The organism is Nostoc sp. MS1, from assembly GCF_019976755.1.
Lineage (GTDB): Bacteria > Cyanobacteriota > Cyanobacteriia > Cyanobacteriales > Nostocaceae > Trichormus.
The window spans coordinates 2,677,700-2,698,184 of the sequence record NZ_AP023441.1 but is presented as its reverse complement, the minus strand read 5'-3'; the positions used below and the strand labels follow the sequence as shown (position 1 = coordinate 2,698,184).

Here is a 20,485-nt window from a genome sequence, read left to right as displayed (position 1 = left end):
GAGAGGGAGGAAGGCTTTCATCCGTTGTCCAATCAAATATGATGTATTCAAAACATTATTATCAGATACAGGCACGGAAAAACTCTCACTAGAACCTTAAATCCTGCGGGATTTCTCCATGACAATGACTATTTTCAATTCCCTTGCTATTAGCGTGGCGGCGTTAAGCATTACTAAAAGTGGGGGAGCGACTCCCTAAACAGGTCGTAAGAGCGGAGAATCAATCTGTCAGTTGTTCTCTATGGTGACATAGAGATGATGGGTGAATTTAGCTGGAGTCTTCATTGAAGATTTCAGGGAGATTTTAGTAACTCAGAGAGCCACTACAAGGTAGGTATTCGTAGGATGTTGGTTATTTTTACTTTTGCTTTGGCAATGAGCAGAAAAGAAAGTAGGCTCTTGTAAAAAGATAAGACCTCTGGATCTGCATATGCTTTAGTAATTTGTTCAAAATAGCTGGCGAATACCTTAGTGGCAAAGTCTCCTCGGTTCTTACCGTTAAGCCTTCAGTTTTGTAGTAGTAATACTATGGAATATCTAGTATCCAGATATAAAGTAATGCCTTTCTTTTAAATATCTAAATGATTAACTAAATTGCTACTACTTTAAACATCAATACTCTATGGTGCAAACAACATTCACTAAACAAAAACGGGAACTAGCTAAAGCAATTTCCTGGCTTGAAAAAATTAGAGCGCAAGAAGTTCGTCATCGTAATTATAACGCTCAAGATGAACTACAAGACGAAATCCGCGAAACCTATGTAGATTATTCTCCAGAAGAAATTAGTCATCATGTGTTAGAAATTGTCAAAAATGTAGTCATCCAACATGGTGCGCGACAAAAGGCAAATTCCCAAAATACAGGGACTTTCACATGGTACGGTATCTCTGTAGAACTTACTGTGCCACAATTACGTGCGTTACAAAGCGCTCATACAGTATTAGAAGAATTAGTGCATAAACTTCCTCGCCGTAATCCTAAACTCATTTACAATACAACAGTTAATAATCGTCCAGCTTTTGCTCATGTAAAGCAAAAACACGAAGAAATAGAGACTCGCTACGTACCGTATGAAGAAGATTCGACTACGAGAATTAGAACTTATGAAGAAACGTATAAAGTCATCACTCATTACACACAAAAAGTAGAAATTGATTACGGTTTAGATATTAAACTGCTCAATGAATTAGGTGAAATGGTTGATGATTTAGGTACGTCTATTCAAGTAGCGATTGATGAAGCTAATACTAAAGGCAGAGAAAATGATCCTGTGCTTGATAGTGTGATTGATAACATCAGCCGTATAATTTTGGCTAAGTTGCCATCACCGCAAAATCAAACATGAAGTAATTTTTGAGTTTCTATGGTTTTGCCAATTCAATTATCTCTAGCTGGTGATGGACGGTTACTGATTCTTACACCTCAAACAGTACGTAGCGCATTTTTTCAATTTGTTGAAGTTAATAGAGAATATACAGGTTGCCAAAAGTTCCCTTTACACCGTCCTTTTCATCAGCAATTTGAATTATGGAAACATAAATCTAAAAGAAATGGACTTATATATAGAAGTACAGATATTCCAGACTGGGGAGAAAAACTTAATTGGCAAGAATCAGAAGTTACTTTGCTTGATGCTTTATATCGAACTTATCTTGATCCAGAAAAACTTAGTTATTTAAACAAGACAGAAATTAAATATATTGAGAGGGAGCTAAATAAACAAATTATTATTAATAATTTGGCTTTGGTAAACGATGAAGGCGTATTATTGTCAGGTTATGGCATTTGCCGAAAACCAGGGAAGAATAAAGAAAAAGTTCGTTATATTCGTCGATATGGCATGATTTTTATTTTAGAACCAATTATGCGGCAAACAGTCCTGAAAGCTAAGGATTTGGATTTATTTATTCAGGATAATAATTTCGATTTTCATTTAGTGCGCTATCAAGGAGTAATTTTATCTACCAGATCATCACGGCTTGAGTTATTGTTTCGCCATCGTCTAGACTTCTCCCTAACATGGACTTGTAATCTTGAAAGTTTTCAGTCCCGGCAAATTTTTCGCATACGCAGAATTTATCCTTGTGATGGTTTCCATATTGTTAACTATAGTTAATATTCAAAAATCAACATATTTAATTAAACATGAATTTTGTTGGCAATAGGTAATTATAATAAGTTAAGATAAATAATTTTAAGTAAAGGCGCAGAAACCAGCCTGACCTTAAGATTAGGCTAATTTCTGCTACACTCCTTGCATATATAAAAGGTAACAGTGTTTAAATTCTGATAACTGCCAAATTGCCACAAAAGTTTTCTTTTGGCACTTATTCAAGTTAACACTTGAGAAGTACTGAATTTTTATCACCTTATTATTAAATATTTCCTAAGCTTAGGCTTCAGCATAAATTAAAGGATCTATATTTAACTTATGTCCATTCAGTACATATTCATGTGTTGTTAATTTTTTCCCGCCTACGTGAACAAATATACTCATCAAACTGGATTCCCATAGTATAATTTGTCCTGCTCTAATCTTGGCTTTGCCCAAGCTGGAGCTAGATGGAAACAAGCTAGGTGAGTGCTGATGTTAAATCCTGTATTGACGATCGCTATCTTTCAAAAGCAACCTGATCCTCAAGTATTCTCAGCCGGAAATGTCATATTTGAGGAAGGACAGCACGGCGATTATATGTACGGTATCGTAGAAGGGAGAGTTAATTTATTTATCAATGCCAAAGTTGTAGAAACAATAGAGGCAGGAGAAATATTTGGCACAGGTGTACTAGTAGGAGTAGCGAAAAGGACTTATACTGCGATCGCCAAAACTGATTGTCAACTAGCTTATCTAGATGAGAAACGGTTTTTATTTGCTGTGCAAGAAACACCTATGTTTGCACTTAATGTGCTAAGAAGCTATGCAGAACGGCTTAGTCGTTTGCAACGTCTAGTTTAAAATACAGTTAATTCAACCCCAGTGACATGACTAACACTGTGCCGAGAAGGCAATTATTAAAATTGTTGGGTATGAGTATCCTGGGAACCTCATTCTCTAGCTGCATCACTTCCCCAGCTAGAGCAACATCGGTAAACTGGGGTTATATTGGTAAAGCTGGGCCAGAACATTGGGGTGAACTTTCCCCTGAATATCAGCTTTGTGGGTTAGGAAGACAACAAACACCCATTGACTTGCAGATTGCAGATGTCAAAAATGTCACCAATCAGGATTTGTTGAGCGTCAATTATCAGCCAACGGCATTACACCTGATCAATAACGGTAAAACTATTCAAGTTAACTATCAAGCTGGAAGTTACCTAAAATTTGGACAACAACAGTTTGAGTTACTACAGTTCCACTTTCATCACATCAGCGAACACCGACTGAATGGTAAGTCATATGATATGGAACTGCATTTAGTTCACCGGAGTCAAAACGGCAATCTAGCTGTGATGGCTGTTTTCTTGGAGGCTGGCAAGTTTAATCCCACACTGCAAATTATCTGGGATGCCATGCCTCAAGAAAAAGGAGTAGAAACAAGAATTAAGGATATAAATATTGATGCTTCTCAATTTTTGCCAGCAAAACACACATTTTTAGCTTATTCCGGCTCTCTAACAACTCCACCCTGTTCAGAAAATGTTCTCTGGTGCGTTATGGAAACCCCTATCGAAGCTTCCACAGCACAAATAGTGCAGTTTAGCCAAATGTTTCCAGTTAATGCGCGTCCGCTCCAACAGTTAAACGATCGCATAGTAATGGAATTTATTTAAAATATTTATTGCAAACTATTACCGCATTTTGAATTGCTGTGCCATACTAGGAAGTGAGAATTAACTCGGCAGACCGCGTTTGTTTTTAGTATTGACAGGCTTTTTCCTTGTGGTATTTACAGACATCTCTCCGAAGTCTAAATCTCTACAAACTAACGATTTTGGAGACAAAATATGTCCATTTATGTAGGCAACCTTTCTTACGACGTTACAGAAGAGAGCTTGAATGCTGTATTTGCAGAATATGGTTCTGTAAAGCGCGTTCAGCTACCTGTAGACCGTGAAACCGGCCGGGTACGTGGCTTTGGTTTCGTGGAAATGAGTAGCGATGCGGAAGAAACAGCTGCCATTGAAGCACTTGATGGTGCTGAGTGGATGGGACGTGACTTAAAAGTTAATAAGGCTAAACCCAGAGAAGACAGAGGCGGCGGCGGTTCCAGAGGTTCCTATGGTGGTGGGAATCGAGGTGGTAATAACAACTTCCGTAACCGTTATTAAGAAGAACCCGTTTGAATTAGGAAATAAGAACAGGTAGTAGTAATTTCTACTTATTTAGTATTCCTGAATTTCAATCTTCTTTTTGAAAAACTAGCATTATAAAAGGCTCAAACAAATATGTTTGAGCCTTTTTGCTGCAAAGTTCCCAATTATAACAACAGACTCAATCGCAAAAAGCCACATTGAGTCTGCCTTTCCTAATTACGAATTACGTAGGCGCAAGTCTTGGACGTAGGCTATTACGAATTAGTAATTACTTCATTGGTTGCAGTTTTGTTACCTTAAGTTTAAAAGCCCCTACTCCCGTTTCACCAAAAGACCGGACACGAATAATAAAAGTCCCTGTTTCATTGATGCGGGTAAACAGTAAAGAATTACTAGTACCGTCAGGGCCATCATCATTTTCTGCTAATGTCGAGCCATCGGGTGCTAGTAGCGTGATGATACTATCAAAACTTTCTGAAGATAAATCAACTGCTAGATTGTCACCCTTATTCAATTTCACCGCATAATCACGGGCAAATCCACCCTGTCCTGTGGGAATATCTTTATCCGAAAGTGAATCAGAAATTTCCTTAAAATCAGTTAAAAGAATAGGACTGTACAACTTACTAGTTTGAGCAAATGCTGCTGTTGTACTTGTGGCTATTGCCATTAATGTAGCGGGAAGTATAATTATTCTTGTGAAATTCTTTGTCAAAGATTTACTGATCATGTAAGTGATGTTCCCACAAACACTGGGTAGTTTTATTAATTATAAATTCCTCAGAGATAGCTTGCCTGTTAATTTTTCATGTAACTATTTTTAACAGCAGTGGCAACAGCCGCTAACCCCAAGACGGTGATTTCATTTTGGCGGAGTGTTTCCACGGCAGATTTAACAGTTGCCCCAGTGGTGTAAATATCATCTATTAACAATACTGGTGCGTTTGGGTGACTATGGCGAAAATCTTGTCCAATAGCAAAAGCTTGGGCCAAGTTATTTTCTCGTTCAGATACCGATAAACCAAACTGCGCTGTCGTATTACGTACTCTTGCCAAACCATTTTGTTTTAATTTTAGTCCAGTTACTTGGCAGAAGCTCTGGGCAATTAACGCAGCTTGATTGTAACCTCGTTGTTTTTGCTTGCTGGCGTGGAGTGGGATGGGTACAACTAAAATTTGGGTTGTTTGATGAAGAGAATGTAATAACCATGCTTCTCCTAGCCATTGTCCCAAACAACGAGCAATTTCAGGCTGATTTTCATACTTCATAACTGCGATCGCTCGTTTAAGAATACCACCATATACACCCAAGCCAAATACAGGTATAGGCTGTTGCCACAAAGCATGAGGATGTTTTTGATGACATCTTTGTAACTGTCTAGTGCAGTTGAGACAAATTTCACTCGATGTAGGTCTTTGACACAGTGGACAGTTAGCTTGTAAAAACAGGTCAAGCAGACCTTTAAAATGTTGATTCCATGATGGCATTGAAGCAGGGATGGGGAACTGAGAGAGGGGCGAAACTTACTTAGAGGTATTTAACATAGACGCGATCGCAACGTGGGGTTTCTACACCCGTGGCTGCTTGATAACCATTGTTTTCATACAGCTTGACTGCTTCTACCAAAACGCTGGCAGTTTCAATCCAAATCTGCTGGAAACCACGAGAAGCGATCGCAGCTTCCAACTGTTGTAACAAATATTTCCCTAATCCCAAACCCCTAACGCTGGCTAAAAGATACATTTTCCTGATTTCTACAGCCTTTTCTCCACGAGTTATCGGATAATATGCCCCCGTACCTACAATTTGGCTTTGGTGTTCAATTACCCAAAACTCGCCTCCTGTGGCTAAGTAACATTCCTCTACTTCCAATACATCGCGGTCAGCGCCTTTAGGTTCCCAACCTAGACCATATTCTGATAACACGTAACTGATGACTGCGGCTGCTTTAGTGCGATCGCTTTTTTGCCAGTTACGAATTAAAAAGTCTTGATAATAGCTGTTCATTACCGTTTTTGGGTCAGGTTTGTACAGAAAAGTCTTCTGGATTTATTCCCCAATTTACCCAGCATAAAGCTTCTCCTGTCGATTTTAGCTCAGGTCGCACGTTCAACGCATGGTTTTTATCTATGCAAAGCAATAGTTCTTGGATTTGTGAGGCTAGAGGCGATCGTATTAATTCTTTATGCTATGGATCTTGAATTTATTATCTTGAATAGTAATTCTTTATACTTGTCGCTTATCTCCCGTAGGTGGATGCCAACCACCTTTAATCCAAAGACGACGTGCTTTAACAATAGACCCTTCATTATGACAATACCGTTGCCAAAATAAGAGCATGAAGAGGTAGGGCGTTTCGTAGTAGAGTTATTGTCTCTCAAAACGACAACTCAAAAGCTACAATTCGCCCATGCCCGATATCTTATCATTGTTACAATGCCTGCTACCGCAGATCAACGCCACAACAATGCGGCAATTTAACCAAATAATCCTGGCTATGTTAACGATGAGCGGGCGAGTCACGATGTTGGGAATCTCGCGTTGGGCAGGCACTGGTGGTAGCTATCGGACGATATTAAGATTCTTTCAGACAGTAATACCTTGGGCGACGTTGTTTTGGCTATTTTTCCGTAAGCATTTGTTCCGTGCAAATGAGGTATATTTGCTTGCAGGAGATGAAGTTGTAGTCAGTAAGGCAGGTAAAGAAACTTATGGGTTGGATAGGTTCTTTTCCAGTCTGATCAGCAAACCTATATCAGGAATATCTTTCTTCACATTGTCATTAATAAGTGTTGAGCGAAGGCACTCATTTCCAATTGGGATAGAACAGGTGATAAAGAGCAATATAGAAAAAAGTAGCTCATCAACAACCCCAGAAATAAACAAGAAAGAGAAACATAAGCGTGGACGACCGAAAGGGAGCAAGAACAAGAATAAAACAGAGGTAATTCTTACATCTGAATTACTAAGAATTAAGAAGATGATTAATGAGTTACTCAAGTTAATAGCTAACTTTATCCCCTTGAGTTACTTAGTTTTAGATGGTCATTTTGGAAACAATAATGCTTTGCAGATGGCTCGACAAGTAAACTTACATATAATTTCCAAGCTACGCCACGATTCCGCATTATACATACCTTATCAAAATCCTGACCCCAATCATCGTTCACGCCGTAAATACGGAGATAAACTGGACTGGAGTAATATTTCTAATGAATATTTGCGTCAAAGTATTATTGAAGAGAATATCCAAACCGATACTTACCAAGCTAGTTTACTGCACAAAGAATTTGCCCAGCCTCTGAATGTAGTTATTTTGGTGAAAACCAATCTTAAAACTAATGCTCGCAGTCACGTCATTCTTTTTTCTAGTGACCTAAAATTGTCATCTGAGAAAATAATTGACTACTACAAACTGCGCTTTCAAATCGAGTTTAACTTCCGTGATGCCAAGCAATTTTGGGGATTGGAAGACTTTATGAACATCGGTCAAACTGCGGTTACTAATGCTGCTAATAAGCGCATTCTTTATGGTTAATTTATCTCATCATCTTCTCGCTGATTTCCGCACCCTTAATCCCGACTCCGGCATTATTGACCTTAAGGCTCATTATCGTGGCTTTCGATATGTCCATGAAATCTTGAAAATGCTTCCAGAAATCCCTGAGCCTATTTTATTAAACCAGATTTTTGCCAAGCTTACTTCTTTAGGACGTATTCATCCCGTTTCTACGGGCGTTGAACCCTCGTAATTTGGCAAAGGTATTGTCTTTGTATAACTATCTTTTTAGTCGCATCATTGACAGTCATGATTCAGAAATAATTTTGGCATTGAGCAAGGTAAAAATTCTATCAAGTTCTAATATGCCTGCTAGTTCAGCTTCTTCTTCTAATGTCAAAAATTCGGCTTTTCTCTTCTGTGAGAGTTCTTCAAGCCGAAATTGTAGTTCATCAGTAAACTTGAATAAATATATGTTTCTTACTTTACTAAGTCTAATTCCAGATTCTACCCAGAATGAGGGTTGAACCATCATTTGAGTAATCATAGGCTGTTTGTCTCGTTTAAATTGAGCGAATTGGTTGTATTGTAACAGCGAATCCTGCTTACCTAAATTGCTTTTATGCAGATTTAGTAATGGATAATTGGTAATGATTGAGAACCATATATTATCCATTACTTTTTCTTAATTAATAAGAAGTAACTAATGTTAATTTACACTGCTCATATTGCTGAATATTTCAATCAAATTTCCATCAGGATCACGAAAATGTGCTGTTCGTAGTCCCCACTCTGGACGGTCTAGAGGTTGAGTGACAACGATCGCATTATAGTCTTTGAGGTGATAATACAACTCATCGACATTATCCACTGCAAACACTAAAGCGACTTTGTTCTGACACTCAACTGCTGAAGGTTGATAAGCACTGGGAACGGCTTCCGCCATTAACTCTTTTTTAAACAAAGCTAACTTGATGTAGTCGCCGGTATGTAACTCGGCATAACCACTATTCTCATCACCCCAATCAATCGCAAATCCCAGCGCATCCCGGTAGAATAAAAAACATTCTTGATAATTGGAGACAAGCAACCTGATATGTGTTAACTGTAGCTGCATATTTATAAGTGATTATACTAACTATGGATTCTCGGTTCAGGGTGTAAATTTTCTAGTAACTCACTTTCCACAATAGCCAATTCTTCGAGCCTTTGGCTAACAATTTCTCGCTCAAAATAAGTAGCGGCTAAAACCCAGTATGTACCAAAGTGTCGCGCTTCAGATGACATCAAACCTTGATAAAATTTGGCTAATTCTGGTTCAGGACAATGAGTAGCTAATAGTCCCAAGCGTTCATGACTCCGCGCTTCGATTAAACCAGTCACAAGTAAGGAATCTAGAAAGCGTTCGGGTTCATTGGGACGTACAGAAGCTTTTAAACCCGCACCATAGGGAGGGGGTGGTAGGGGTGCTAAGGGTATATTGCGGCGTTCTAGCCACTGATTTACCAGTTCAAAGTGTTCTAATTCTTCACGAGCGATCGCAGTTAATTCTCGTACCATTTTGGTATTTGATGGGTAGCGAAACATAAAATTTAACGCCACACCAGCTGCTTTACGTTCGCAGTGTGAATGATCCAGCAAGATGATATCTAAGTTAGCGATCGCTTGTTCTATCCAAGCTTCACTAGTGGGTTGCTTTAGTGCATTGATAGTCTGTAACACGGAGATAAGCACAGGGCGACAAAACTATAAAAATTGTAACTCTAGACCTTGATTGTAATGTGAATAGTTAGGCTTGCGGTTATCTGCGTTGAAAAAGTATTGAGTTATGAGTAGAGATGTATTACTTTTCTTTTGCTCTCTACCTAAAAAACTTTTAATTTGTACTTCACCTAACTAAAAATTACTACCATAAATAAACCACCAGGGCGGAGGAACAAACTTAGCTTACTTCACAATTGTTGCTTTTGATTAGCGCAAATTGCTTTTAGTTAAGCATAATTTCCAACACTCTGGCGTTAATTAAGCGGTATATTCCGCAATTAGGGTAAAAGTAAAGGGTTTAAAAAGCATATACCAGCTATTTCAAAAGTATTGTATCAAGCCACACATTTTTATTTAGTTTTTGCAATTTAATACTTGATCACTAATTAAGAATTAGATTGTAAGTAATCCAAATATAATAAATTTTAAACAAAGGAAAATATTTTGTTTCCTATTGTTTATTATCTATAAAATAAGTTATTGATTTGCATCACCTTTAAACTTTTGATATTTGATTAATCTACTTTTACAGATTGGCGATCGCGCACTCGAAAAACAATGGAATAGACTAATTAAAGGGATGGATGACATTCGTTTGTTGCGAAGCACCCATCCCCAAATAGCTGCCCAGATGACGAACCTGGAACCCTATATTCTGGTATCTAATAAACCTAGTATCAGCCGTGATATGTCGATTGTCACTGGGATAGATACTGAATTAGAAGATATTTGTGAACAAATCATACTGATTTTAGGTAATGATGCTGAGTTGTTAGAATCTGTGGAAATTTTGAGTGATACTCCCTATCACCAACTCCCGGATAAAGTTATTCATCGTTTGGGTATTCAACCTCATCAAAAGAACTTGCTGGTGCGGATGACGTTGAGGAGTCTGCATACATCTATCCCAAATCATCAAGCTAATATGTTGCGGGATTTGGTTTATCAGCATATTTACCAGAAAGGCTAGAGGTTATACCAATTCAAAATTCAAAAAGCCAGAATTTAATGATGATGAGCCATTGGTAAGGTGAGGGTGAAGGCTGTTTGACCGTTCAATGTTGAGTTAAGGGTGAGGTCGCCACGGTGAGCGCGAGCAATTTCACGGGCTAAACTTAGTCCTAGCCCAATACCTTCAACTTTGCGGGTACGCGCCGGATCGCCGCGATAGAAGCGGTCAAAAAGGCGATCGCGATCGCTCTGAGGGATGTCTTTGGAAGCATTGGCGATAGTAATCTGAATATTTGTTGGCGTTTTCGCGGCATAAATCTTCATCCAGCCGTTAGGAAGATTGTATTTGATGGCATTACTCAAGAGGTTTTGTAGAACCTGCATGAGCAAATCGCGATCGCCTTCTACTTTGAGTCCACTGGAAATATCAGTTTCTACAGTCAAACTAGGAGCCAGCAGTTCCACATCCTCTACCATTTCCATCAGTAACTGTGACATATCCACCTCAACCAAATACAAGCTCATTTGTCCCGCATCTGCCAAAGATAGCAGCAGCAGTTTCCGCATAATCCCACTCAGGCGACGCACTTCATCCAAAAGATTGCTGAGACTTTGTTGCACTTCACTTCCAGGCTCAACCTGTTGCAGAGTTCTTTCTAGTTCGCCTTGCAAAATTGTCAGTGGGGTTTTCAGTTCGTGCGCCGCATCAGCACTGAAGCGGGAAGCTTGGGTAAAACTCCGTTCTAGGCGCTCTAGCATTTGGTTAAACACCACAATCAGTTGCACAAACTCAACATCAGTTGTCCCGATGGGAATGCGCTGATCTAACCCTTTGACTGTTACCTGTTGAATCACACCCGTTAATTGGCCGATAGGACGCAAAGCCCCACCAGAAATTAACCATGCGCCGATCGCAACTAGTAACAACGCGGCGGGAATTGAAACCAAAAAGATATTGCGAATTGTCGCCATCTCTTGATTGACAGCTTGCAGGCTAACTGCGATCGCCACTTGATGAGCAGGAAATTTAGCGGCTCCTATCCGCCAAGTTGCTGAAGTTGTCTTTGCGGTAACAAATCGCGGGAGAGGTGGGCGAAAGGATGGTGGTTCTAAGGATGGATTTGGTAGTTCTGGAAGGGGTAGCGGTAGAGGTGTTAACTCAAGACGCTCAACTAATAAGCGGTTTAGCTGACTATCGGTAGATAGGGAGTCAGATTGAAATACTGTCTGACCATTGGCATCAAGTATCAGTAGGGTTACAGGAGTTTTGGTATTCGTTTCTACTCTTGGTGGAGGTGGTAATCGCTCTCTTGGGTGTGGAAGACCAGCTCGCATCAACTGATTTAACAGTTCTGTATCTAAACTGCTGATTTTGGCATTATAAATCTGCAACCACGAGACAGCACCAAACCCGACTAATGTGCTGCCAGCCAGAGCCGCAGACAACAGAGCAATTCGCAGGCGAAAAGATCGCAATTGTTTCATGATTCTGGTTTGCGAAATCGATAGCCAACGCCGCGAATGCTTTCAATCCAACTAGCTTCATCAATGGAGTCAATTTTTTTGCGGATGCGCTGAATAGATACATCCACAACATTAGTGTTGGGGTTAAAGTCGTAGCCCCAAACGTGTTCTAGAATTTGGGTACGGGTGAAAACTCTTCCCGGCGATCGCATCAGATATTCCAACAGATTAAACTCCCGGCTGGTAAGTTCAATTGCCTTTTGATTGCAAGTAACTTCGCGCGTGATGCGATCAAGTTTAATTGACCCAACCGTTAAGAGATTTTGGCGATCGCCCACACTCCGGCGCACAACCGCATGAATACGCGCCACTAACTCTTCCACAAAAAACGGTTTAGCAATATAATCATCCGCGCCCAAATTTAGACCTTGTAGGCGATCGTCTAGTTCATTGCGAGCCGTTAACAAAATTACCGGAGCATTACGACCTTCTCGCCGTAGTTGTTTGAGAATTGCCAGCCCATCTTTTCCCGGAACCATAATGTCCAAGATAATCGCATCATATTCGTTATCTAATGCCCGCAGATATCCTTCATCACCATTGTCGCAGTAGTCCACAACAAACCCCTGCTCCTTCAATCCAGCCCGGACGAAGTTAGCAATTTTTGCTTCATCTTCAACAAACAGAACCTTCACAACTATTAATTAGTTTATCTATTGTTCCATTTTAGATTGATTACTCTTTAGCTCAAATTACAAAATTGTCATTTAAAAGCAGGGCTAACTGTAATTTTTATCTATTTCAATCAGAAGCATAAACAATCTAACTTGTAGAGGATGACCATGAAGCTGAATAAAGCAGTAGTCGTAACAGCAATTTCTGTTGTAGCTAGTACATTTAGTTTGATTTATCTAAATCAGGTAAATGCTGCTAACCCATCTTATCAACTAGCCCAAGCATCACCACAACCCAACCAACGACCAGATAAACAGCGTCCACCCCGCCCAGATTTTGCCGCCGCCGCCAGCAAGTTAGGTGTGACTGAACAGCAGTTAAAAGATGCGCTAGGAGTACCGGCCAATCCTCCCAATCCTGGAGACAGAAATCAGCGTCCACCCCGCCCAGATTTTGCCGCCGCCGCCAGCAAGTTAGGTGTAACTGAACAACAGTTAAAAGATGCACTCGGTGTTCCGCCTCATCCACCCCGCCCGAATTTTGCCGCCGCCGCCAGCAAGTTGGGTGTAACTGAACAACGGTTAAAAGATGCGTTAGGAGTACCTGCTAATCCTCCTAGCCCTGGAGATAGAAATCAACGTCCACCTCGTCCTGATTTTGCCGCAGCCGCCACTAAGTTGGGTGTGACTGAACAACAGTTAAAAGACGCACTTGGTGTTCCACCGCATCCTCCAGGTGAAGGCGATCGCCCAGCACCTTCCATATAAACGCACAAAACACTGCATTTTTTGTTTTTTAACGCAGAGGGGCGCTGAGGTTAGCGCTGAGGTACGCAGAGGTTTTCTCAAGATCATTCGTTATGTTCTGAGTCTCCAGTACCTCTCATCGCCAGCAATGCTGTTCCATAGGCGGCTTCTGTATTAATTGAGGAAATTACAGGAACTTGTAAATTTCTTTGCCGAATTGCAGTCCAGGTGGGGTTTTTTGCCCCACCTCCGGCTGTATATACTTGAGTTAATTTATCTGCGCCTAGTTTTTGCAATAGTTCGTATCCTTGGGCTTCTATCCGGGCAATACTTTCTAATAAGCCATGCAGGAATTGAACAGGATGATCTGGGCGTGGTGTCAGGCGTGGGGGTAAATTGGGATCGTTGATCGGGAAGCGATCGCCTACCTTCAACAAGGGATAATAATCTAATTCGCTGGCTTTACTAGCATCAATCTCACGACTCCAGTTTTCTAACTCAGCATCGGTGAAAAACTCGCGTAATACTGCACCCCCTGTATTCGACGCGCCACCAGTCAGCCACAAATCACCCAGGCGATGGCTATAAATCCCATACCTTGCATCCTCTACACGGGTGCGACTCAAAAGTTTCAGCACCAATGTCGAACCAAGGGAAGTCACAACTTCCCCAGGAGATTTTGCGCCACTCGCCAGAAACGCCGCAATGCTATCCGTTGTCCCTGCACATACCAAGCAATTTGACGGGAATAGGAACTGCTGAGAAATTTCAGGACGTAGTTCCCCAATAGGAGTCCCAGGTGCTAATACTGTAGGTAACTGAAGCGGTATTTGCAGCCTTAACAGCCATTCTGGATATTGCAACTTCTCAACGTCATACCCCAGCTTTAAGGCATTGTGGTAGTCGCTAATTCCTAACTTTCCATGTAACAGAAACGCCAACCAGTCAGCTTGATGTAGAAAATACCTCGCCTCACCAAAAGAGGGTAACTGCATCATCCAGCGCAATTTAGCCAAACTAGAGGTAGCGCTTAAAACTGTATGATTTGGTGGCGCGATATCTTTCAACCCATCCAGCACCGATGATCCCCGCGCATCGTTGTAGAGTAAAGGCGCATCTACAGGGTTGCCATCCTCATCGCATAATAAGACTGTAGAGGAAGTGCCGTTAATAGCGATCGCTCTCATCCCTCGCCGCAACGCTTCAGGGATTTGTGCTAACAGCGTGAATAAAGCCTCCTGCCAACTCACCATTAATTCAGCATCAGCCGCAGCCCAAGGATACTGCACTTGTGTCTGGATATGGGCAGCCTCATCAATTACCACTGCCCTAGCCCCAGACGTACCAAAGTCGATTCCCAAATAAAAATCCATATTTTTATAAATTTTTTTTATGAAAAATGACTAATATTACTGACTTATAACTGCTTTTGTTGCATCTTGTAACAAGATATTCCCCATTCTTGGCAAAACAAGGAAAAGTAGTAAACGAACTACTATTCACATCCATTCGAGTTTAGGAGGTTTCCCACCATGCCTAATCTGTATCTTGCAGTAACTTCCATCCCAGATACTCAAGTTTACATCGCTCTAGTTGTAGCGCTAATCCCAGGTGTTCTGGCTTGGCGCTTGGCAACAGAACTTTACAAGTTCTAAAGCTTGAACCAATTCAAAATTCGTGCATTCGTCTTGGAAAGTTCTGTAGGAGGGTTTCCCACCGTAAGAAACTTTCCGCAAAATTCAAAATTAGAAAAACTGAATTTTTCAAAGCTTTCTAGGTTTGAATTTGAGTAATGAATTTAATGAATTGGTATAAAATCTAGCTTCATGTTTGCCAACACAACAATCTAGCTCTTTTGCATTGTTGTGTATTGTTGGTCATACCAATTTCCATAATTATTGGTCATCTGTAGGGGCGGACATCTGTGCGCCCCTACTCATGTATTGGTATCTTTAAACAAACTTAAATTCTATACCTTTTGTTTACGTGTATAAACGTAAAATTACAAATAATACACATGAAATATAGCTATAGTAATCAGCTAAAAATGGCAATAATTACCCATTAACAGCATAAATAGTTGAAGAGTATACAGGTATTAATGGAGTTAAATTGACAAAAGCAAGTTTCGCTTGATACGTTAGAGGGGTTTAATTTCTTCAGAGAAATTAAACATCCAAAAGTCAATATAATACATCAACTTGTGCTTCACAAGTGAGATGCACATAGCAATTGACATTGACACCCAAAAGAATAATAATCCTTGGCATACAAGGTGCAGTTTCCAGATACTGGTGGCTGAATCCTACAAAGTTGTGCCAACCAGTTACCTACGTATGTTTTGTTTTGTTTTAACAAAGAACATACGTGTAGCAATTTGGAAAAAATGAAGTAATATGTCAGCTAATCTTAGCCGTTATCAAAGCCAGTAGGCTTCTGACGGCTGGACTTATTCAATCAGGCAATTTTTCTGTAGCATCATGAACGCTTTTCAACCTTCCCAATTTCCGCAACAACCTACACCACAACAGCGCCCACCAGCCCCGCGCCCAAAACGGCATCTACGGCAACGTTCATATCGGCTTATGGCTGTGGAAACAACAGCTAAGATAGGGGTTAACGTAGCAATTTCTGCCGCCGCCGCAGGCGCTTTGATACAGCTTATTCCTCATCACTTGTCACAACAGGCCAAGTTGCGCGAAGTCCATGTTGAAGTTAAGCAGATGGAAAAGCGTGTTAGTGATTTACAAGAAAAATTGAGCCGTAATTTAGATCCGCGTCAGGCTAACAGTATTCGGCAAGAACAAGCATTTAAATTTGAACCTAATCAAATTCCTATTGTAGTGACAAAGCAAGAGCAGCCAGATAACGAAGCTCCTGAATCTTTGCCATAAAAAATATCATTAAGACAATGATGATATAAATTATTTACAAATGTAGTGAGCTTTTAAAACCAGGGTTTTATTACAGACTGCTAATATAACGTCCGTTGGAAAACTTATGATAGCTGTGCCGTTGGTAATTGGTAATTGGTAATGAAAAATAACATTATCCATTACCACCACACCCAGCGTAAATAGTATCAATTCAAAATTTAAAATCTCGGATGTAAATTAGCCCTTAACCTGCACTTATCAAACTCAAATTTCAAATTAACTCTTATTTAAAATTGTTATTTCAACCCATGTAATTACGAATTACGAATTACCCCGAAGGTAACAATTCATTTATCCAATTTTCTAATTGTAAACGCAAACGGTAGCCAGGAACATCTCGGCGACTATACAAAGAAGGTAACTGTGACACAGCGCGACGATAATCAGCGATCGCACAATTCCAGTCACCCCAGAGGTGGTAAGTTCTACCGCGTTCCGCCCAAATATGCCCTTCTAGCTGACCAAAAACGAGCGCGATATCAAAATTCTCAATTGCTTGTTCGTACTCGCCCAAATCGCGTAGAGTGATACCACGATTAATCCACGCCCGTACATGACGAGGGTTTAAATCAATAGCGCGATCGTAATCAGCTAACGCGGCTGCTAACTCTCCACAGGCGGCGTAATAATTGGCACGATTATTGTAAGCACTAGCTAAATTAGGATTTAACTGGAGAGCCGTGTTGTAATCTTGCAGTGCTTGTTGGTTTTGACCGCTTTGAAAATAAATTAACCCCCGGTTGTTGTAGTCAACCGCATTGTAAGGGTGACGATTAATTAATTGGTTGAGGAGTGCGATCGCTTCATAATAATTTCCCTGTTGTGCTGAACGTAAAGCACAAGACCGTAAGTAGCCGTCAGCAAACCCCGACTCATCACAGTTAACCCCATGCTTTTGGGAGTCGAGTGTAGTTTGAGTAAGAAACTGATAACAACTATTTTGCTGATCGCCGGAGGCTAAAAACGGGTGAGTGTTCATATTTTCCTACCTTAGCTGCTTGGTCTGGGAAATCAAATTAGAGTTGCTGGGGTAGCTTGTTTATAAATTTTCTTGAAGACAAGCACACCTGATACAGACTATTTACACTCCAATCTAGTAATACATACGTCATCCTCAGGGTAAATTCCTGAAACAAGAAATATTAATCTCTAAGACTATTCAAGTAGTAAGAGGGACAAATTCGGTAAAATGCCAGAGAGGTAAGAGGGATAGAACAGTTGACAGTTGACAGTTGACAGTTGACAGTTGACAGTTGACAGTTGACAGTTGACAGTTGACAGAGATTAAAGGCTTATTCCTCTCTCTTTCACCACTCCCTACTCTCCACTCCCAATTCCCCACTCCTTATGATTTCTGAACAAAACTCTGTTGATTTAACTGCTGACGATTATATTGTCATCGGTCTAGCTACTTGCTTTATTAAGGAAGATGGTGAAGTTCATCAAGTCGATGTAATTGAACCAATTCCCTCAGCGTCTTTAGAAGCGCTTTTGAAGGGTATCCCTACATCTTACAAATATGCTTGTGCAACTACTTTAGGTTCAGTAGTTAACAAAGATGAGCCAATTTTACCAGCAGGCTTTCCCGACTCGGCTCAGTTCGCAGATGAATTTGCACCACGAGTATTTGCAGCAGCGCGTACATACAAGCGTCGAGAAAGTGCGAAATCATTGATTCCTCTAGGCACAACCTATACAGATTTTAAATATTCCCTTGACCGCAAGCGGGTATTAAATGCTAGTAGAGTAGTGACGAAAGACGATAACGTCAAACAACATTCTCACACTCACAAAATACTTTAATCTCAGGTAGTTATGTTGAAGCTATATGGTGGGGCTTTTAGCCGCGCATCAATCGTTAAATGGTATTTAGAGGAGCTAGAAGTTCCCTACGAGTTTGTGCTGCTAGATATGCAGGCTGGAGAACACCGCAGTCCTGAATACCTAAAAATCAACCCTTTTGGCAAAGTACCCGCAATTGTAGACGGGGATTTTCAACTTTGGGAATCAGGAGCAATTTTGCTCTATCTAAACGATAAGTATGGTCAAACTTCTCTAACTCCAGAGGAGAGGGGAATATTCTCTCAATGGGTATTATTTGCTAACGCCACTCTTGGCCCTGGTGTTTTTGTAGAAGCTAACCGAGAAAAGGAAATGCCTCGTTTACTAACTCCGTTAAATGAGATTTTCCAACATCAACCCTTTTTGCTGGGTAATGAATTTAGTGTTGCTGATGTTGCTGTCGGCTCAATGTTGGCTTACATTCCTACTATGTTGAAATTAGATTTAAGCGCTTATCCAGCCGTAGTGAACTATATCAAGCAAATTACTGAAAGACCAGCATTTCAAAAAAGTATCGGTAAAAGGTAGTGAACAATTTGAATCGCTAACTGTTGACTGTTGACTGTTGACTGTTGACTGATTAAAAAAAATAAAAAAGCGGGTAGATATGTCATAATTTCCCCGCTTTTTTATGTTTGAAATTGGCTTTTAACGATAATTAGTGAATTGCAAAGCTACAGGATAATCTTCTTGCTTTAATCGTTGAATAACTACTTGCAAATCATCTTTGGATTTAGCAGATACTCGCACAGCATCACCTTGAATCGAGGCTTGAACCTTCTTAAATTCATCTCGAATCAACTTAGAGATTTGCTTGGCGATATCTTGACTAATACCTTTTTTGAGAGTGATTTCTTGACGAACACGATTACCACTAGCTGAGTCTACTTTGCCAAAATCAAAGATTTTTTGTGAGAGATTACGTTTTGCGGCTTTTTCCCGAAGAATGTTGTGAACAGACTCTAGGGTAAACTCGCTATCCGTACCAATGGTAATCTTTTCTTCACCCAATTCCACAGTTGTCTGAGTATCTTTGAGGTCGTAACGACTTTTAAGTTCTCGGTCGACTTGATCAACAGCGTTAACTAATTCCTGCCGATCAAAATCGCTCACAATGTCAAAGGAATAAGTGGAAGCCATAAAAAATGTCTAGTTTGCGATTTTTGATTTTAGATGAAGGATAGAGTATGGATTGAGGAAAGTTCCACTCCCCAATTAACTGTTAGCTTGTATGATACTCAAAATAAACAGAGTCGCACTGCTAGTAGAGGCAGTGGCAAACATCAACGATCGCAAAAGCGGTATATTCAAAATATAGAAGATAGAGTATAGCAAACGAGCCACAACAAAGGCGATCGCAGCCCAAATGGCTATCGGGGAATTTACACCTGTAACATAAGCCATCAGTGCGGCTGCACTAAAAATCATAAACGCCTCAAAAGAGTTTTGGTGCGCCCATGTAGCCCGTTGCCCATAAGGTGGTAACTTATCGAACATAGCGCGTGGAGCAGAAACATCATACCCAAAACGCGCACGAGCATAACCTACCACCAAAAATGGTAGATAAATTAAAACCGCAGCTGCGGCAATAGAATATAAGAAAATAATCATGTTTTATGGTTATTAGTCATTAGTCATTAGTCATCAGTCAATAGTTTAGATGTTTGACTGTGCCAATTTTAGATTTTGGATTGTGGATTTTGGATTGCTTCGTTGGTACAAGCCCTGTCGCTTGTAGGCGAGCAAATTTAAAATTGCAAATCTAAAATCCCCCAGTTACACCTGAGTCAATCTAAAATCGCAAATCTAAAATCCAAAATTGTTTGACTGCTGACTAATCAAAGTAGAAAAGTGTCACCACCTTTCTTTGTTCTTCCGCATCTCCACAAGTTTGTAGTAGAGTCCGGCTGTCATGGAATGCAAAGCAGATAAGCTGCTGGCATCGAGAAACGATTTCTTTATTGCACAAGTAACTGGCTTCAGCGAGAGACAAGTTATCATTACTAGGATTTTCTACTAGGTGCATCACTTGTTCTAGTTGCTGGCGCGATTCTTGGGGCTGACGTTCCAAGCTTTGAGGTAAAATTACCGTCAGCAAATTGGGGTCAGCACGCATTGCGCCCTTAATGGCAGCTGAGTTAGTACCGGTAGCACCAGAGGTAATGACTCGATTCCCTGACAAAACCAAGGCATAAGTCATCATTTCGATTAGATTCTGATGCGTAATCGGCACATGACGGGAACCCAACAAAGCGATTCGTTTAGAACCTGTTTGCTGGATTGTCGCCAGTTCTTGCGCTAACGTATCGAGGTTAATAAGGTCTATTGACTGGCTCAAAGACGGAAATGT

24 protein-coding genes and 1 pseudogene are annotated in these 20,485 nt (G+C 40.4%); 12 read left to right on the top strand and 13 right to left on the bottom strand.

Features of this window, described 5'->3' with window-relative positions:
* Window positions 1-622 precede the first annotated feature (622 nt).
* From NSMS1_RS11660 to NSMS1_RS11640, 5 genes are all read left to right on the top strand, one after another.
* Entirely contained in the window at window positions 623-1,348 is a 726-nt protein-coding gene (locus NSMS1_RS11660) for a hypothetical protein (protein WP_224093313.1), read from the top strand.
* An 18-nt stretch (window positions 1,349-1,366) separates the two neighbouring features.
* Complete coding sequence (locus NSMS1_RS11655) at window positions 1,367-2,119, top strand: hypothetical protein (RefSeq protein ID WP_224093312.1); 753 nt, start codon at window positions 1,367-1,369, stop codon at window positions 2,117-2,119.
* Between the two features lie 471 nt (window positions 2,120-2,590).
* Window positions 2,591-2,959, top strand: coding sequence for a Crp/Fnr family transcriptional regulator (locus NSMS1_RS11650; RefSeq protein WP_224093311.1), 369 nt, complete (start codon window positions 2,591-2,593; stop codon window positions 2,957-2,959).
* Window positions 2,960-2,985: 26 nt separating this feature from the next.
* Entirely contained in the window at window positions 2,986-3,774 is a 789-nt protein-coding gene (locus tag NSMS1_RS11645) for a carbonic anhydrase (RefSeq protein ID WP_224093308.1), read from the top strand.
* A 174-nt stretch (window positions 3,775-3,948) separates the two neighbouring features.
* On the top strand, window positions 3,949-4,272 hold the full coding sequence (locus tag NSMS1_RS11640; RefSeq protein ID WP_067763816.1) for an RNA recognition motif domain-containing protein: 324 nt from the start codon (window positions 3,949-3,951) through the stop codon (window positions 4,270-4,272).
* A 253-nt stretch (window positions 4,273-4,525) separates the two neighbouring features.
* On the opposite strand, the gene NSMS1_RS11635 is transcribed toward NSMS1_RS11640, so the two are convergent.
* From NSMS1_RS11635 to NSMS1_RS11625, 3 genes are all read right to left on the bottom strand, one after another.
* Window positions 4,526-4,927 carry a PPC domain-containing protein gene (locus NSMS1_RS11635; RefSeq protein ID WP_411908675.1) on the bottom strand — a complete coding sequence of 134 codons (402 nt, stop codon included), beginning with the start codon at window positions 4,925-4,927 and terminating at the stop codon, window positions 4,526-4,528.
* A 128-nt stretch (window positions 4,928-5,055) separates the two neighbouring features.
* On the bottom strand, window positions 5,056-5,745 hold the full coding sequence (locus NSMS1_RS11630; RefSeq protein WP_224093304.1) for a ComF family protein: 690 nt from the start codon (window positions 5,743-5,745) through the stop codon (window positions 5,056-5,058).
* A 40-nt stretch (window positions 5,746-5,785) separates the two neighbouring features.
* Complete coding sequence (locus tag NSMS1_RS11625; protein ID WP_224093302.1) at window positions 5,786-6,265, bottom strand: GNAT family N-acetyltransferase; 480 nt, start codon at window positions 6,263-6,265, stop codon at window positions 5,786-5,788.
* Between the two features lie 403 nt (window positions 6,266-6,668).
* On the opposite strand from NSMS1_RS11625, the pseudogene NSMS1_RS11620 reads away from it, so the two are divergent.
* Window positions 6,669-8,010: pseudogene (locus tag NSMS1_RS11620) on the top strand (transposase).
* Window positions 8,011-8,064: 54 nt separating this feature from the next.
* On the opposite strand, the gene NSMS1_RS11615 reads toward NSMS1_RS11620, so the two are convergent.
* The 3 genes from NSMS1_RS11615 to NSMS1_RS11605 form a co-directional block, all read right to left on the bottom strand.
* The gene (locus tag NSMS1_RS11615; RefSeq protein WP_224095206.1) at window positions 8,065-8,304 is read right to left on the bottom strand and encodes a hypothetical protein; all 240 of its coding nucleotides are present in this window, start codon (window positions 8,302-8,304) and stop codon (window positions 8,065-8,067) included.
* A 162-nt stretch (window positions 8,305-8,466) separates the two neighbouring features.
* Entirely contained in the window at window positions 8,467-8,874 is a 408-nt protein-coding gene (locus NSMS1_RS11610; RefSeq protein ID WP_224093301.1) for a VOC family protein, read from the bottom strand.
* A 17-nt stretch (window positions 8,875-8,891) separates the two neighbouring features.
* On the bottom strand, window positions 8,892-9,491 hold the full coding sequence (locus tag NSMS1_RS11605; RefSeq protein WP_224093299.1) for a tRNA-(ms[2]io[6]A)-hydroxylase: 600 nt from the start codon (window positions 9,489-9,491) through the stop codon (window positions 8,892-8,894).
* A 541-nt stretch (window positions 9,492-10,032) separates the two neighbouring features.
* Here NSMS1_RS11605 and NSMS1_RS11600 point away from each other — a divergent pair.
* Window positions 10,033-10,491 (top strand): hypothetical protein, encoded by a 459-nt coding sequence (locus tag NSMS1_RS11600; protein WP_224093297.1) that lies wholly within the window; start codon window positions 10,033-10,035, stop codon window positions 10,489-10,491.
* Between the two features lie 35 nt (window positions 10,492-10,526).
* On the opposite strand, the gene NSMS1_RS11595 is transcribed toward NSMS1_RS11600, so the two are convergent.
* Both NSMS1_RS11595 and NSMS1_RS11590 read right to left on the bottom strand, forming a co-directional pair.
* A complete protein-coding gene (locus tag NSMS1_RS11595) occupies window positions 10,527-11,957 on the bottom strand; it encodes a sensor histidine kinase (RefSeq protein ID WP_224093295.1) in 1,431 nt (476 codons plus the stop codon).
* Window positions 11,954-12,631 (bottom strand): response regulator transcription factor, encoded by a 678-nt coding sequence (locus NSMS1_RS11590; RefSeq protein ID WP_224093293.1) that lies wholly within the window; start codon window positions 12,629-12,631, stop codon window positions 11,954-11,956. Before NSMS1_RS11590 ends, NSMS1_RS11595 begins: the two co-directional genes overlap by 4 nt.
* 147 nt (window positions 12,632-12,778) lie before the next feature.
* On the opposite strand from NSMS1_RS11590, the gene NSMS1_RS11585 reads away from it, so the two are divergent.
* Window positions 12,779-13,378: a hypothetical protein gene (locus NSMS1_RS11585; RefSeq protein WP_224093291.1), complete on the top strand. Its 600-nt coding sequence runs from the start codon at window positions 12,779-12,781 to the stop codon at window positions 13,376-13,378.
* 83 nt (window positions 13,379-13,461) lie between these two features.
* Here the strand turns inward: NSMS1_RS11585 and NSMS1_RS11580 are convergent, their stop codons facing one another.
* Entirely contained in the window at window positions 13,462-14,730 is a 1,269-nt protein-coding gene (locus NSMS1_RS11580) for an FGGY-family carbohydrate kinase (protein ID WP_224093289.1), read from the bottom strand.
* Between the two features lie 159 nt (window positions 14,731-14,889).
* On the opposite strand from NSMS1_RS11580, the gene psaM reads away from it, so the two are divergent.
* Together psaM and NSMS1_RS11570 are read left to right on the top strand one after the other, a co-directional pair.
* On the top strand, window positions 14,890-15,012 hold the full coding sequence (gene psaM / locus NSMS1_RS11575) for a photosystem I reaction center subunit XII (protein ID WP_224093287.1): 123 nt from the start codon (window positions 14,890-14,892) through the stop codon (window positions 15,010-15,012).
* Window positions 15,013-15,837: 825 nt separating this feature from the next.
* A complete protein-coding gene (locus NSMS1_RS11570; RefSeq protein WP_224093285.1) occupies window positions 15,838-16,251 on the top strand; it encodes a hypothetical protein in 414 nt (137 codons plus the stop codon).
* Between the two features lie 310 nt (window positions 16,252-16,561).
* On the opposite strand, the gene NSMS1_RS11565 is transcribed toward NSMS1_RS11570, so the two are convergent.
* On the bottom strand, window positions 16,562-17,272 hold the full coding sequence (locus tag NSMS1_RS11565) for a tetratricopeptide repeat protein (protein WP_224093283.1): 711 nt from the start codon (window positions 17,270-17,272) through the stop codon (window positions 16,562-16,564).
* A gap of 368 nt (window positions 17,273-17,640) precedes the next feature.
* On the opposite strand from NSMS1_RS11565, the gene NSMS1_RS11560 reads away from it, so the two are divergent.
* Window positions 17,641-18,096: a hypothetical protein gene (locus NSMS1_RS11560; protein WP_224093281.1), complete on the top strand. Its 456-nt coding sequence runs from the start codon at window positions 17,641-17,643 to the stop codon at window positions 18,094-18,096.
* Window positions 18,097-18,108: 12 nt separating this feature from the next.
* The gene (locus tag NSMS1_RS11555) at window positions 18,109-18,663 is read left to right on the top strand and encodes a glutathione S-transferase family protein (protein ID WP_224093279.1); all 555 of its coding nucleotides are present in this window, start codon (window positions 18,109-18,111) and stop codon (window positions 18,661-18,663) included.
* Between the two features lie 120 nt (window positions 18,664-18,783).
* Here the strand turns inward: NSMS1_RS11555 and NSMS1_RS11550 are convergent, their stop codons facing one another.
* The 3 genes from NSMS1_RS11550 to NSMS1_RS11540 all read right to left on the bottom strand — a co-directional run bounded on the left by NSMS1_RS11550 (window position 18,784) and on the right by NSMS1_RS11540 (window position 20,473).
* Entirely contained in the window at window positions 18,784-19,275 is a 492-nt protein-coding gene (locus NSMS1_RS11550) for a YajQ family cyclic di-GMP-binding protein (protein WP_224093278.1), read from the bottom strand.
* Window positions 19,276-19,350: 75 nt separating this feature from the next.
* Entirely contained in the window at window positions 19,351-19,746 is a 396-nt protein-coding gene (locus tag NSMS1_RS11545; protein WP_224093277.1) for an MAPEG family protein, read from the bottom strand.
* Window positions 19,747-19,969: 223 nt separating this feature from the next.
* Window positions 19,970-20,473, bottom strand: a complete 504-nt coding sequence (locus NSMS1_RS11540; protein WP_224093276.1) for a DNA recombination-mediator protein A — start codon at window positions 20,471-20,473, stop codon at window positions 19,970-19,972.
* Between the last annotated feature and the right edge of the window lie 12 nt (window positions 20,474-20,485).

Bases quoted from the DNA above. Each gene is read 5' to 3' on its own strand.
- NSMS1_RS11630 (WP_224093304.1), bottom strand. From the start codon at position 5,745: ATGCCATCATGGAATCAACATTTTAAAGGTCTGCTTGACCTGTTTTTA.
- NSMS1_RS11580 (WP_224093289.1), bottom strand. From the start codon at position 14,730: ATGGATTTTTATTTGGGAATCGACTTTGGTACGTCTGGGGCTAGGGCA.
- NSMS1_RS11585 (WP_224093291.1), top strand. From the start codon at position 12,779: ATGAAGCTGAATAAAGCAGTAGTCGTAACAGCAATTTCTGTTGTAGCT.
- NSMS1_RS11655 (WP_224093312.1), top strand. From the start codon at position 1,367: ATGGTTTTGCCAATTCAATTATCTCTAGCTGGTGATGGACGGTTACTG.
- NSMS1_RS11595 (WP_224093295.1), bottom strand. From the start codon at position 11,957: ATGAAACAATTGCGATCTTTTCGCCTGCGAATTGCTCTGTTGTCTGCG.
- NSMS1_RS11565 (WP_224093283.1), bottom strand. From the start codon at position 17,272: ATGAACACTCACCCGTTTTTAGCCTCCGGCGATCAGCAAAATAGTTGT.
- NSMS1_RS11610 (WP_224093301.1), bottom strand. From the start codon at position 8,874: ATGCAGCTACAGTTAACACATATCAGGTTGCTTGTCTCCAATTATCAA.
- NSMS1_RS11660 (WP_224093313.1), top strand. From the start codon at position 623: ATGGTGCAAACAACATTCACTAAACAAAAACGGGAACTAGCTAAAGCA.
- NSMS1_RS11550 (WP_224093278.1), bottom strand. From the start codon at position 19,275: ATGGCTTCCACTTATTCCTTTGACATTGTGAGCGATTTTGATCGGCAG.
- NSMS1_RS11560 (WP_224093281.1), top strand. From the start codon at position 17,641: ATGATTTCTGAACAAAACTCTGTTGATTTAACTGCTGACGATTATATT.
- NSMS1_RS11545 (WP_224093277.1), bottom strand. From the start codon at position 19,746: ATGATTATTTTCTTATATTCTATTGCCGCAGCTGCGGTTTTAATTTAT.
- NSMS1_RS11570 (WP_224093285.1), top strand. From the start codon at position 15,838: ATGAACGCTTTTCAACCTTCCCAATTTCCGCAACAACCTACACCACAA.
- NSMS1_RS11640 (WP_067763816.1), top strand. From the start codon at position 3,949: ATGTCCATTTATGTAGGCAACCTTTCTTACGACGTTACAGAAGAGAGC.
- NSMS1_RS11645 (WP_224093308.1), top strand. From the start codon at position 2,986: ATGACTAACACTGTGCCGAGAAGGCAATTATTAAAATTGTTGGGTATG.
- NSMS1_RS11615 (WP_224095206.1), bottom strand. From the start codon at position 8,304: ATGATTACTCAAATGATGGTTCAACCCTCATTCTGGGTAGAATCTGGA.
- NSMS1_RS11555 (WP_224093279.1), top strand. From the start codon at position 18,109: ATGTTGAAGCTATATGGTGGGGCTTTTAGCCGCGCATCAATCGTTAAA.
- psaM (WP_224093287.1), top strand. From the start codon at position 14,890: ATGCCTAATCTGTATCTTGCAGTAACTTCCATCCCAGATACTCAAGTT.
- NSMS1_RS11625 (WP_224093302.1), bottom strand. From the start codon at position 6,265: ATGAACAGCTATTATCAAGACTTTTTAATTCGTAACTGGCAAAAAAGC.
- NSMS1_RS11650 (WP_224093311.1), top strand. From the start codon at position 2,591: ATGTTAAATCCTGTATTGACGATCGCTATCTTTCAAAAGCAACCTGAT.
- NSMS1_RS11635 (WP_411908675.1), bottom strand. From the start codon at position 4,927: ATGGCAATAGCCACAAGTACAACAGCAGCATTTGCTCAAACTAGTAAG.